We start from the raw sequence: 12610 nt of genomic DNA on the forward strand, positions 1-12610 counted from the left end.
TACCACCGCCTCTGGAATACTGGATCACCCGCATGCGCGGGTGATGACAGGGGAGCTAAACCCTCACCGGCCCCAGCTCCTCAAAATGCTTGCGCCGCTGCAGCCAGGCGAGCAGCAGCAGGCTCGGGATCGCGACCAGCACGCAGATCACGAAGAACACCGGCCAGCCCACGGCCTTGGCCACATAACCCGCGCCTGACGACAGATAGGTGCGGCCGACCGCGGCCAGCGCGGTCAGCAGGGCATACTGGGTCGCGGTGTGTAGCGGGTTGCGGCACAGCGCCGAGAGATAGGCGACGAAGATCACGGTGCCGATGGCGCTGGTGAAGTTCTCCGCCGTGATCGCCAGCGCCAGCGCCCATTGATTGACGCCGACATGCGCGAGCCAGGAGAACGCGAGATTGGCGATCGCTTGCAGCACGCCGCCGATCCAGAGGCTGGTCGCGAGCGAATAGCGCCGCGCCACGAAGCCGCCGGCAAAGCCGCCGATCAGCGTTGCGGCAAGCCCGACGCCCTTCACGATCGCCGCGTAATCGACCTTGGAAAAGCCGATATCGATCACGAACGGCGCGGTCATGGTGCCGGAAAATGCGTCGGTGAACTTGAACAGAACCACGAAGGCCAGCGCCGCGAAGGCATCCTTGCGGCCGAGGAATTCGGAGAATGCGCCAAGCGCTGCGCGCAGCACGCGCTGGAGCGCAGTCTGCGCATGCGTCGCGGCTTCGGCGTTCCTGGATTGCGTGGGCTCGGTTGCGGCCAGCGCGGTGATGGTGCCGATCAGCACCAGCGCGGCCATCACCACATAGCCCCACATCCAGGCGGATGTGCGTGCGAGCCCGCCCGATTCAAAGCCGCTGACGATGAACAGCGCGCCGGCGGTCGAAACCAGCATGCCGACGCGGTAGGCCGCGACGTAGGATGCCATGCCGGCGGCTTGCTCGGGCTCAGGCAGGCTCTCGACCCGGAACGCGTCGACCACGATGTCCTGTGTCGATGACGCCGTCGCGACCAGAAGTGCGGCGAACGCCGCAAACCACGGCGATCGCGCCGGATCGGCCATCGCCAGCACCAGGATCGCGGCGATCAACAGCAATTGCGAGAACACTAGCCAGCCGCGGCGGCGCCCGAAGACCTGCGTGAACAGCGGAACATGCAGCGCGTCGACCAGGGGCGCCCAGAGGAACTTCAGCGTGTAGGGCGTGCCGATCAGCGCGAGCAGCCCGATGGTGCCGAGATCGACCCCGGCCTCCTTCATCCACACCTGCAAGGTCGAGCCCGACAGCGCCAATGGCAGGCCCGAGGAGAAGCCGAGCAGCATCACGATCAGCACGCGCGGCTGCAAATACACGGCGAGGCTGTCGCGCCAGGAGACGGCGGTGGAGGCAGCCTTTTCTGGCGAGGTGGCGGTCGCTTTGGGTGCGGTCATCTATTCCGTGAACAAGGTCATCGTCCGCGAAGGCGGACGATCCAGTACTCCGTGACGATTCCGTCCAGCCACCCACGTCCCGGCGTACTGGATGCCCCGCCTTCGCGGGGCATGACCACAGTTAGACACCGGCAATGCCTGGATACAAGTCTTCCCAGTTCGGATTGTGTTCTTCAATCAAGCGAATTTTCCAGGCTCGATTCCACTTCTTCAATCGTTTCTCGCGCCGAATCGCGTTCTCTGGATCATCGAACTGCTCGAAGTAAACAAGCTTCACCACATCATATTTCTCAGTGAAACCCTCGACGAGCTTCAGTTTGTGCTCGTCCACGCGGCGTATGAGGTCATTTGTCACACCGATGTAGAGCGTGCCGCCGATGCGGCTCGCAAGGATGTAGACGTAGTAGGTGCGTGATCCCAACTGCAGCCTCTGGGATACTGGATCGCCCGGTCAAGCCGGGCGATGACAGCGATTATGTGGCGGAATCAGCGCCTCATACTACTCCCCCGCCTGCAGCTTACGCGGGGCGGGGAACAGCTCGGGCGGCGCGCCTTTGACGAAGCGGGGGACTTCGATCGGGGCCTCGGACTTGCTGAAGTCCAGTTCCTCGATGCGGCCGGCGCGCTTCTCGATCTTGTCGGCGGAGATCAGGATCTGCCTGACGTCCTCGTTCACTTGGCCGAAGTGGTTTTGCAGCTTCACCACACGCTCGCGCAGGCGGGCCAGATCGTCGCCGAGATGCATCACCTCGTTGCGGATCTGGTCGGCGGCGTCGCGGATCCGCGCGTCCTTCAGGATCTGCTGCATCACCTGGATCGCCAGCATCAACAGCGAGGGCGACACCAGCACGACACGGGCGCGATAGGCCTTCTGGATCACGTCGTCGAAGCCGTCATGGATCTCGGCATAGACCGACTCCGACGGCACGAACATCAGCGCGGTGTCCTGGGTCTCGCCGGGGATCAGGTATTTTTCCGCGATATCGCTGACATGCTTGAGCACGTCGCTGCGCAGCCGCTGGCTGGCGAATTTGCGTTCCTCGTCGCTGCGCGCGTCGTGCAGCGCGGTCATCGCTTCAAGCGGAAACTTCGCGTCGATGCAGAGCGGCCGCTGGTCGGGCAGGTACACCACGCAATCCGGCCGCTTGCCTGATGTCAGCGTGTGCTGGAACTCGTAGGAGCCCTTCGGCAGGCCGTCCTGGACGATCGCTTCCATCCGCGCCTGGCCGAACGCGCCGCGCGACTGCTTGTTGGCGAGCACGTCGCGCAGTGTCGTCACCTGGGTGGTGAGCTCGTTGAGGTTCTTGTGGGCATGGTCGATGATGCCGAGCCGCTCGTGCAGCACGCGCAGTGAATCCATCGTGTTGCGCGTCGATTGTTCCATCGACTGGCCGACCCGGTGGGTGACCGAATCCAGCCGCTCGTTGACCGCCCGCGCCATCTCGGCCTGCCTGCCGGCGAGCGCCTGGGCCATGGCGTCGACCCGGCCCGAAGCCTCGCTCTGGGCGCGCAGCATGTCGGCGAGCCGCTCCTCCAACTCGTCGGCGCGGATGGTCTGGGCCATCGCGAGTTCCGCGCCGCGCCGGCTCGCCCGCGCGATCACCAGGGCGATGGTCAGCAGCAGGGCCAGCGCCAGCACGCCAAGACCGAGCAGCGCGTCGGAGACGCGGACGGGCAGGTCGCCGACGGTCAGGAGGATCTCGTTCATATCGGCCGTTGTAGCCGATTCGCCGGCGAGCGCGAACGAAGAGGGAACGCTTATGGTTAATCCTTCGCTGATTTTCTTGGTTAACCCGAGCTGAAGAAACGTAGTTAAGGCCGTCTTAACCGGTTCCGGAGCGCATTGACCCCCGCAGGGCAGCGGCTTAAATCGCGCGCATGGCTATCAGAGAAATCATCATCCTGCCGGACAAGCAGTTGCGGCTGGTGTCGAAACCTGTCGAGAAGGTGACGCCGGAGATTCGCAAGCTGGCCGACGACATGTTCGAGACCATGTATGACGCGCCCGGCATCGGGCTTGCGGCGATCCAGGTCGCGCAGCCGCTGCGGCTGATCACCATGGACCTCGCCAAGCGCGACGAGAACGGCGAGACGACGCCGAAGCCGCGCGTCTTCATCAATCCGGAGATCATCGCGCGCTCGGAGGAGCTCTCGGTCTACGAGGAGGGCTGCCTGTCGATCCCCGAATATTACGAGGAGGTCGAGCGTCCCGCGCGCGTCCGCGTCCGCTTCCTGGATCTCGACGGCAAGCTGCACGAGGAGGACGCGGAAGGCCTCTACGCCACCTGTATCCAGCACGAGATCGACCATCTCAACGGCGTGCTGTTCGTCGATTATCTGTCAAAGCTCAAGCGCGACCGCGTCCTGAAGAAGTTCACCAAGGCCGCCAAGCGCGTGGCGGAGTAGATCTGGCGTGAAGGGCGTTTCCGCTTGCGCGATATGCCCTCTCCCCCCTTGTGGGGGAGAGCTGGAGAGGGGGGTAGCCGCAAGCACCGCCGTTGCGGCTACCCCCCTCCCTAACCCTCCCCCGCAAGGCAGGGCTATCGCATATGCCGCCTTGGATGGCTGCGCACCTACTCGGCCTCGTGGTTCGAGACGCGCCGCAAGCGGCGCTCCTCACCATGAGGGTCTACTATTGTGCCGCAAAACGAGACTTCATCCTGAGGAGCCCGCCAAAGGCGGGCGTCTCGAAGGATGGGCCACAGGGCGTTTTTTTCCCAAATGCGATTGCCCTACCCCGCAAGGGGCGAGGGAACGCAGCGAGTGCTGGTGATGCCTCTCCGCCTGATCTTCATGGGCACGCCCGATTTCGCGGTGCCGACGCTGCTGGAGCTGGTGGCGCACGGCCATGAGGTCGCGGCGGTCTACACCCGCGCGCCGAAGCCGGGCGGACGTCGCGGCCTGCAATTGCAGCCGACGCCGGTCGAGCGCGAGGCGCGGCGGCTCGGCATTCCCGTGTTGACGCCAAAGACGCTGAAGACGCCGGAGGCGCTCGCGGAATTCCGCGCGCATGATGCGGATGCGGCGGTCGTGGTGGCCTATGGCATGATCCTGCCGCAGGCCATTCTCGATGCGCCGAAACTCGGCTGCTTCAACCTGCATGCCTCGCTGCTGCCGCGCTGGCGCGGCGCCGCTCCGATCAATCGCGCCATCATGGCCGGCGATGCCGAGAGCGGCGTGATGGTGATGAAGATGGATGTCGGGCTCGACACCGGCGACGTCGCGATGGCCGAGCGGCTCGCCATCTCGGACGGCATGACGGCATCCGACCTCCACGATGCGCTGGCGCCGCTCGGCGCCGATCTGATGGTGCGTGCGATGGGCGGGCTGGAGCGCGGCGGTCTGCAGCTCACGAAGCAGAGCGAGGACGGCGTCACCTATGCCGCCAAGATCGAGAAGGCCGAGGCCAAGATCGACTGGAGCAAGCCGGCGCACGCGGTGCTGCGGCACATTCATGGACTCTCGCCGTTCCCGGGTGCGTGGACGGAACTGGATGATGGCGGCACGCCGGTGCGCCTGAAGATTCTGCGCTGCGAACTGGCCAGCGGCTCGGGCGTCCCCGGCGACGTGCTCGACGACAATCTCGCGATCGCCTGCGGCGATGGCGCGATCCGGCTGCTCGAGCTGCAGCGTGAAGGCAAGGCCCGGATGAAAGCGGCGGACTTCCTGCGCGGCACCCCGCTGAAATCCGGTGCGAAGGTCATTTGAGATTGCCATGCGCGGGCTTGACCCGCGCATCCATCTCGAAAAGAAGCTTATCGCCGAAGGCGATGGATTGCCGGGTCAAGCCCGGCAATGACGGCCAACCAGATTGAACAATGCCCCGCTACAAGCTCACCATCGAATATGACGGCACGCCGTTTTCCGGCTGGCAGATCCAGGAGACCGCGCCGACGGTGCAGGGTGCGCTGGAGACGGCGGTCAAGGCGATCTGCGGCGAGGACGTCCGCGTCCACGGTGCCGGCCGCACCGATGCCGGCGTGCATGCGCGCGGCCAGGTCGCGCATTGCGACATCGCCAAGAGCTTTCCGCCGGGCCGTTTGCGCGACGGACTGAACGCGCATCTGCGTCCGCATCCGATTGCGATCCTCGCGGCCGACATCGTGCCAGACGATTTCGAGGCGCGGTTCTCGGCAACGAGGCGGCACTATCTCTATCGCATCGTCAACACCCGCGCGAACCTCGCGCTCGACATCAAGCGCGTCTGGCGCGTGCCGCGCGCACTCGACGCTGTGGCCATGCACACGGCCGCGCAGCGGCTGCTCGGCAAGCATGATTTCACGACCTTCCGTGACACCGAATGCCAGGCCAGATCGCCGGAGAAGACGCTCGATCAGCTCGACGTCACGCGCGACGGCGATGCTGTGAACATCGTGACCTCGGCGCGCTCGTTCCTGCACAGCCAGGTGCGCTCGATGGTGGGATCGCTGGTCTGGGTCGGCGAGGGCCGCTGGAGCGCGGATGATCTTGCCGCAGCGCTCGCCGCCCGCGATCGCGCCGCCTGCGGCCCGGTCGCGCCGCCGGAAGGCCTCTATCTGATGCGGGTGGATTACTGATGCGGGATGGAGTCAGGTTGAGATCGACTCGCGGCGGCTTCGGTTGACCTCTCCCAAGGGAGAGGTGACCTCCGCGGCCGGTTCAGTCGTAGGATGGGTAGAGCGAAGCGAAACCCATCACTTTCGAATCCGCGGCGCACATGATGGGTTTCGCTGCGCTCTACCCATCCTACGGATTGATGCGGGTGGAATACGAGCCCCCAATCCCTACTGTGCATGGGGTTGTTTTCGATGTTTTGTCCAGCCGGGCGGCTGGACTACGCAAAATATCTGTCCAACACGCCCCGATATATCCGCGTCAGCTTCTCCAGGTCGGCCACCGGCGTGCGCTCGTCGATCTGGTGCATGGTCTGGCCGACCAGGCCGAATTCGATCACCGGGCAGTAGCTGGAGATGAAGCGCGCATCCGACGTGCCGCCCGAGGTAGAGAGCTCAGGCCTCCGGCCGGTGACTTCCTCGATCGCGGCGACGGCGAGGTCGGTGAACGGCCCGGGCTTGGTGACGAACACGCTGGAGTTCGACGGCAGCCATTCGATGTGGGCGCGGATGCGGTTGCCGCAGGCTTTTGCCAGGCGCTCGTCGACCAGCCGGCGCAGGCTCTCCTGGGTGTGATTGTCGTTGTAGCGGATGTTGAACCTGGCGCGGGCCTGGCCGGGGATCACGTTGGTCGCGCTGTTGCCGACGTCGACGGAGGTGAATTCGAGGTTCGAGGCCTGGAATTGCGCGCTGCCGTGATCGAGCGGCTCGTCGCTCAGCGCCACGATCAGCCGCGAAATGTCCGGCACCGGGTTCGAGGCGCGGTGCGGATAGGCGACATGGCCCTGCACGCCATCGACGACAAGCGTGCCGGATTGCGAGCCGCGGCGGCCGATCTTGATCATGTCGCCGAGCACCTCGACGTTCGAGGGCTCGCCCAGCACGCAATGATCGAACTTTTCGCCGCGCTCGGCGCACCATTTCAGGAGCTTGACGGTGCCGTTGATCGAGACGTCTTCCTCGTCGCCGGTGATCAGGAACGAGATCGAGCCGTTGCCGCTTTCGTGCGGCTTGCCGCCATGGTCCTTCAGATATTGCAGCACCGCGGCGACGCTGGAGGCGATGCCGCCCTTCATGTCGACCGCGCCGCGGCCGTAGAGGTAGCCGTCCTTCACCTCGCCGGAGAACGCGCCGACGGTCCATGCGGACTCATCACCCGGCGGCACCACGTCGGTGTGGCCGGCGAAGGTGAGATGCGGCGCCGCGCGGCCGATGCGGGCATACAGATTGTCGATGTCGGCGGTGCCGGGCTCGGAGAAGGTCACGCGATGGACCTCGAAGCCTGCGGCCTTCAGCAGATTTTCCAGAACACCGAGCGCGCCGGCGTCGGCCGGCGTTACCGAAGGGCAGCGAACGAGATCGCGCGTGATCGAGATGGCGTCAGTCATGCCATCCGCTTAACACGCATGCCCGGCGCCGGGCTAGAGCTTCGGTTCCGATCGAATCAGAACCGAAGCTTTAGATTCAAGTTTGAAGTCTTTGCCCGATGCGGCTCAGTCCCGCAGCAGCTCGTTGATGCTGGTCTTGGCGCGGGTGCGCTCGTCGACGCGCTTGACGATCACGGCGCAGGCGGTGGCCGGGCCGGGCTGGCCGTTCTTGAGCGGCTTGGCCGGCAGTGTGCCGGGCACCACGACCGCATATTCCGGCACCTCGCCGAGGAAGACGTCGCCGGTCTCGCGGTCGACGATCTTGGTGGAGGCGCCGAGGAAGACGCCCATCGCCAGCACCGCGCCCTTGCGCACGATCACGCCTTCGGCGACCTCGCTGCGCGCACCGATGAAGCAATCGTCCTCGACGATCACCGGCTCGGCCTGCAGCGGCTCGAGCACGCCGCCGATGCCGACGCCGCCGGAGATGTGCACGCGCTTGCCGATCTGGGCGCAGGAGCCGACGGTCGACCAAGTGTCGATCATGGTGGCTTCGTCGACATAGGCGCCGAGATTGACGAAGGAGGGCATCAGCACGACGTTGCGCGCGATGAAGGCCGAGCGGCGGACGATCGCGCCCGGCACCGCGCGGAAGCCGGCGTCGCGGAAGCGGTTCTCGCCCCAGCCCTCGAACTTCGAGGGCACCTTGTCCCACCACGAGGCCTTGCCCGGGCCGCCAGCGATCTGGCCCATGTCGTTGAGGCGGAACGAGAGCAGCACCGCCTTCTTCAGCCACTGATTGACCTTCCACTTGCCGCTCGCCTCCCGCTCGGCGACACGAGCTTCGCCCTTGTCGAGCAGCTCCAGTGCGTGATCCACGGCGTCGCGGACCTCGCCCTTGGTCGAGGTCGAAATGCCTTCGCGGGCGTCGAACGCGGCGTTGACGGTGGATTCGAGGGCAGACAGGGACATCGGGCAATCCTTGGGCGGTGCGGGGATTATGACGGGAATTTGCCGGGCTTTTTCGGAATTTGGGGCGCCGGAGTCAAGGCTAGCTCGGCCTTCGCCGGGACGACGTAGGGAGAGATCAGGGCTTTCCGCCCAGCCGCAGCAAGAAACTAGTCAGATCGTCGGTAACATGATCGACATGGGCGGCGTCGCGGCCCTCCAGCTCCCAGGTCTCGCGCACCACCTCCCGGCTGCCGTCGGGCACCACCAGCACGGTGGTCATGCCGAGCGCGTGCGGCACCACCAGGTTGCGAGCGAGATCTTCGAACATCGCAGCCTTGGTGGGATCGACGTCATGAAGCTTCAGGAACTTCTGGTAAGTCTGCGGTGCGGGCTTCGGCTCGAGTTCGGCGGCGATGATGTCGAAGACGCCTTGGAAGTGGTGACCGATGCCGAGCCGGCCAAGCACCGCGTCGACATGGTCGGTCGAGCCGTTGGTCAGGATCAGCTTGCGCCCGGGCAGCCTTGCGATCGCTGCCCCCATCGCCGGATTGGGTTCGAGCGGCGAGTGGTCGATCTTGTGCACATAGGCGAGAAAATCGTCTGCGCGCACGCCGTGCTCGGTCATCATGCCACGCATGGTGGTGCCGTAGCGCAGGTAATAGTCCTTCTGGATCCGCCGCGCTTCTTGCGGCGTGACGCTCAGCCAGTTGCTGACGAACTCGCCGATCCGCGCGTCGACCTGCTGCCACAGATTGACGTGATGCGGGTACAGCGTGTTGTCGAGGTCGAACACCCAGGTGTCGATATGGCCGAAATCGCGGGGAGTTTTAGTCATGGCTTTCTCCGCGGGCCGTCCCTGCGAAAGCAGGGACCCATACGCCGTGTCCGCTATTGTTGAGCAAGGTGGGAGTAACCTTCCCTTCGGGATATAGACAACTGCAAAACATCGGCCTGTGGTTATGGGTCCCTGCTTTCGCAGGGACGACGGAGGAAATGATCACGGCATCGCAAAGCGCAGCGTCTTGCCGCCGCTGGTCATGTCGACCGGCGCAAAGCCGATCGCGGTGAGGCCGCGGTTGGCGCAGTCGCCCTGATCGTTGACCTCGAACTTGCTGTCGCGGGTGCAGAGCTCCTTGGTGCCGCCCCAGTTCAGCGGCTTGTCCTTGATGCGGATGGTGCGGTTGTCGCCGTCGACCGCCTCGGCGAAGGAGTAGATCTGCTTCGGCGTGCCCGACACGTCGGGATGCAGGCACTTGCCGGGATCGATCCGATACCAGCCGCGGCTGGTCACCGCCTTGCCGTCATCGGTCGCGACCGCCGCCATCACCTTGTGCGGCGTGTCGTTGCACCAGGTCAGCCCCGATGGCGACGGCTTCTGCACGGCGTCGATCATGGTGGCGAAGAAGTTCGGTGACTGCACGATGTCGCTTGCGAGTCCGCGGCTCTTGAGGAATGCGGAGAGCGCGGCCTGTGTCTTCGGGCCGTCGACGCCATCGATCGGCGCGGCGTCGTAGCCCGCGATCACCAGCAGGCGCTGGATGCCGGCGAGCCGCGCCTGCTCGTCGTCGTACTCGCTGTCCTCGGCGAGGTAGGCGACGAGGTTGCCGTCGTCGGTCTGCGTCGGCCTGATCTGGGTGAACTGTGCGGGCGTCTGGCCGGAGCGGCACTGGCGCGCGGCCGCGATCACGAAATTGTCCTGCGCGACGCAGAGCGTATCGGTGCCGTTTTGCGGGATCGGCGAGGCGCCGTAGACGCCGAGCGCGCGGGCGTTGAGCAACACGCGGTCGGCGGTCAGCGCGCCCTGCACCACGACGCGGCAGGTCGCGGGATCGATGCGGAACCAGCCCCGGGTCGCGGTCGCGGCCTTCTCGTCGATGCCGATCGCGGCCTCGATCACATAGCTCATGCGGTTGCAGAGCTTCAGGTCGGCGTGTGCCGGCGCCGACGAGAACAGCAGCGAAACGATCGCGGTCGGGAGCGACATCATCAGCCGCGCGAGCCGCGATCGCCGTTGCGACCGCGTCAGCGCCGCGACGATCCGGGCGTGAGGAGGCGTCTGGCGCTCGCTGCGCAGGCCTGTCATGGCCGGGACAAACCCGGCCGTGATGGCCCTCGATCGCTTGGCCGCGCCTGCCATTACTTATGGATCAGCGTGCCGGTCCCCTGGTTGGTGAAGAGTTCGAGCAGCACGGCATGTTGCATCTTGCCGTCGATGATCACGACGCCCTGCACGCCCTGTTCGAGCGCGTAGATGCAGGTTTCGACCTTCGGGATCATGCCGCCGGAAATGGTGCCGTCGGCGATCAGCTTGCGGGCATCCTTGACGGAGAGGTCGGGGATCAGCTTCTTGGACTTGTCGAGCACGCCGGGCACGTCGGTCAGCAGCAGGAGGCGCTTGGCCTTCAGCGCGCCCGCGATCGCGCCGGCAAAGGTGTCGGCGTTGATGTTCAGCGTCTGGCCGTCCTTCGAGGTCGCCAGCGGCGCCAGCACCGGAATCAGCTCATAGCCGATCAGTTGGTTGAGCAGCGTGAGGTCGACTTTCTCGGGGTCGCCGACGAATCCGAGATCGATCGCCTTCTCGATATTGGAGCCCGGATCGATCATGGTGCGGGTCGTCTTCGACGCCTTCACCATGTTGCCGTCCTTGCCGGAGAGGCCCACCGCCTTGCCGCCGGCCTCGTTGATGTAGCCGACGATCTGCTTGTTGACCGAGCCGGCCAGCACCATCTCGACGATCTCGATGGTTGCGGCGTCAGTGATGCGCAGGCCGGCAGCGAACTCGGACTGGATGCCGAGGCGTTGCAGCATGGTCGCGATCTGCGGGCCGCCGCCATGCACGACCACCGGATTGATCGCGGTCTGCTCGAGCAGCACGATGTCGCGCGCGAAGGCCTTCGCGGTGTCCTCGGCACCCATGGCGTGGCCGCCATATTTGATGACGATGGTCTCTTCGTCATACTGCTGCATGTGCGGCAGCGCTTCGGACAGGATGCGGGCCTGATCGAACGGGCTGATGGGCTGGTCGGTCATGGAGCTGGTCTCGTCGTCAGCGGAGGGGTGGGCGCGGTTCTATCTGATTGCCGGGCAGGGCGTAAAGCGGTGGAGCTATTCGTAGCCCGGATGGAGCGAAGCGCAATCCGGGATTGCCGGCCGCGACAGGCTTCCCGGATTTCGTGGAGCCTGTCATCGGGCGCGCATTCGCGCGACCCGTTGGCTCCATCCGGGCTACGGATCAACGTCGTGGCCAGACAACCGCGAGCGTCAGCACCAGCCAGCTTACGATCAGCAACGTCCCGCCGGTCGGCGCGGCCATCGGAAATAGGCCATGGCCGGCATACTGGCGCGCCGTCAGGTCGCCTCCGAACAACGATGCCGCGATGACGAAGCCGCAGGCTGCGGCTGTGCCGATCCGGGCATGAACGATGGCGCGGTCCGCCAGTGCAACGGTTGCGAGCGCGGCGGTAGCATGAAACAGCAGCATCGAGGACGCTGCGCCCAGCCGCGAGGCATCCGGCAGATGGGCTGCGGCCGCGGCCAGCATGACGCCGCAGGCGCCCATGATGGCGGCAAGGCCGATCAGGAGACGGTGCAGGCCGCTCATCAACGCCGTTCCTCGATCAGGCGCACCATCGCGGCGCGCAGTTCGGGCATGCCGCCGCCGGTGCGCGACGACGTCACCAGCACCTCGGGGAACGCTGCGGGGCGCTTTGCCAGCGCTGCCGTGGTGTCGGCGATGACCGTCTTCAGTTCGCCGGCCTTGACCTGGTCGGCCTTGGTCAACACGACCTGATAGCTGACTGCGGACTTGTCGAGCGTCTTCAGCACGTCGAGATCGACGTCCTTGATGCCGTGGCGGGCATCGATCAGCACATAGACCCGCGCCAGCGTCGCTCGTCCGAGCAGGAATTTGTGGATCAGCTCGGTCCACGACGCGACTTTGGTTTTGGAGGCCGAGGCGTAACCATAGCCGGGCATGTCGACCAGTCTAAAGTCAGCCTTTTCAGGACCCTCGAAGAAGATCAACTCCTGGGTCCGCCCCGGCGTATGCGAGGTGCGCGCCAGATTGCTGCGGCCGGTCAGCGCGTTGATCAGGCTCGACTTGCCGACATTGGAGCGGCCGGCAAAGGCGACCTCGAGCCCCGCCATCGGCGGTAGCGTTGCGATCGAGGGCGACGCCCAGATGAAACGCCAGTCGCCGGCGAACAGCTTCCGGCCCTGCTCGATCAGCTTTGCATCGATGTCATCAGTCATGGATGCCAAGCCCGCTTGCAATC

13 protein-coding genes are annotated in these 12610 nt (G+C 65.3%); 3 read left to right on the forward strand and 10 right to left on the reverse strand.

From position 1 onward, the window contains the following. Nucleotides 1-55: 55 nt before the first annotated feature. The 3 genes from P6U25_RS03165 to P6U25_RS03175 all read right to left on the reverse strand — a co-directional run bounded on the left by P6U25_RS03165 (nucleotide 56) and on the right by P6U25_RS03175 (nucleotide 3134). Nucleotides 56-1426: an AmpG family muropeptide MFS transporter gene (locus P6U25_RS03165; protein WP_407150000.1), complete on the reverse strand. Its 1371-nt coding sequence runs from the start codon at nucleotides 1424-1426 to the stop codon at nucleotides 56-58. Nucleotides 1427-1547: 121 nt separating this feature from the next. Continuing rightward, nucleotides 1548-1847, reverse strand: coding sequence for a GIY-YIG nuclease family protein (locus tag P6U25_RS03170; RefSeq protein WP_407150001.1), 300 nt, complete (start codon nucleotides 1845-1847; stop codon nucleotides 1548-1550). A gap of 78 nt (nucleotides 1848-1925) precedes the next feature. Further along, on the reverse strand, nucleotides 1926-3134 hold the full coding sequence (locus P6U25_RS03175; protein WP_407150002.1) for a DNA recombination protein RmuC: 1209 nt from the start codon (nucleotides 3132-3134) through the stop codon (nucleotides 1926-1928). 170 nt (nucleotides 3135-3304) lie between these two features. Between P6U25_RS03175 and def the strand changes: the two genes are divergently transcribed. The 3 genes from def (at nucleotide 3305) to truA (ending at nucleotide 5982) form a co-directional block, all read left to right on the forward strand. Beyond that, nucleotides 3305-3832 (forward strand): peptide deformylase, encoded by a 528-nt coding sequence (def, locus tag P6U25_RS03180; protein ID WP_407150003.1) that lies wholly within the window; start codon nucleotides 3305-3307, stop codon nucleotides 3830-3832. Nucleotides 3833-4198: 366 nt separating this feature from the next. Next, entirely contained in the window at nucleotides 4199-5134 is a 936-nt protein-coding gene (fmt, locus tag P6U25_RS03185; RefSeq protein WP_407152405.1) for a methionyl-tRNA formyltransferase, read from the forward strand. Nucleotides 5135-5244: 110 nt separating this feature from the next. Further along, nucleotides 5245-5982, forward strand: coding sequence for a tRNA pseudouridine(38-40) synthase TruA (truA, locus tag P6U25_RS03190; protein WP_407150004.1), 738 nt, complete (start codon nucleotides 5245-5247; stop codon nucleotides 5980-5982). Nucleotides 5983-6239: 257 nt separating this feature from the next. On the opposite strand, the gene dapE is transcribed toward truA, so the two are convergent. From dapE to yihA, 7 genes are all read right to left on the reverse strand, one after another. After that, nucleotides 6240-7406: a succinyl-diaminopimelate desuccinylase gene (dapE, locus tag P6U25_RS03195; protein ID WP_407150005.1), complete on the reverse strand. Its 1167-nt coding sequence runs from the start codon at nucleotides 7404-7406 to the stop codon at nucleotides 6240-6242. A 105-nt stretch (nucleotides 7407-7511) separates the two neighbouring features. Beyond that, on the reverse strand, nucleotides 7512-8357 hold the full coding sequence (gene dapD / locus P6U25_RS03200) for a 2,3,4,5-tetrahydropyridine-2,6-dicarboxylate N-succinyltransferase (RefSeq protein ID WP_407150006.1): 846 nt from the start codon (nucleotides 8355-8357) through the stop codon (nucleotides 7512-7514). A 115-nt stretch (nucleotides 8358-8472) separates the two neighbouring features. Next, nucleotides 8473-9171, reverse strand: a complete 699-nt coding sequence (locus P6U25_RS03205; RefSeq protein WP_407150008.1) for a pyrimidine 5'-nucleotidase — start codon at nucleotides 9169-9171, stop codon at nucleotides 8473-8475. 162 nt (nucleotides 9172-9333) lie between these two features. Next, a complete protein-coding gene (locus P6U25_RS03210; RefSeq protein ID WP_407152406.1) occupies nucleotides 9334-10320 on the reverse strand; it encodes a DUF1036 domain-containing protein in 987 nt (328 codons plus the stop codon). Nucleotides 10321-10472: 152 nt separating this feature from the next. After that, nucleotides 10473-11366: an acetylglutamate kinase gene (gene argB, locus P6U25_RS03215; protein WP_407150009.1), complete on the reverse strand. Its 894-nt coding sequence runs from the start codon at nucleotides 11364-11366 to the stop codon at nucleotides 10473-10475. A 202-nt stretch (nucleotides 11367-11568) separates the two neighbouring features. Then, nucleotides 11569-11937, reverse strand: coding sequence for a DUF423 domain-containing protein (locus P6U25_RS03220; RefSeq protein WP_407150010.1), 369 nt, complete (start codon nucleotides 11935-11937; stop codon nucleotides 11569-11571). Further along, nucleotides 11937-12587 (reverse strand): ribosome biogenesis GTP-binding protein YihA/YsxC, encoded by a 651-nt coding sequence (gene yihA, locus P6U25_RS03225; protein WP_407150011.1) that lies wholly within the window; start codon nucleotides 12585-12587, stop codon nucleotides 11937-11939. The genes P6U25_RS03220 and yihA overlap by 1 nt, the downstream gene beginning before the upstream one ends. Nucleotides 12588-12610: the final 23 nt, after the last annotated feature.

The organism is Bradyrhizobium sp. ORS 86, assembly GCF_045571475.1.
GTDB lineage: Bacteria > Pseudomonadota > Alphaproteobacteria > Rhizobiales > Xanthobacteraceae > Bradyrhizobium.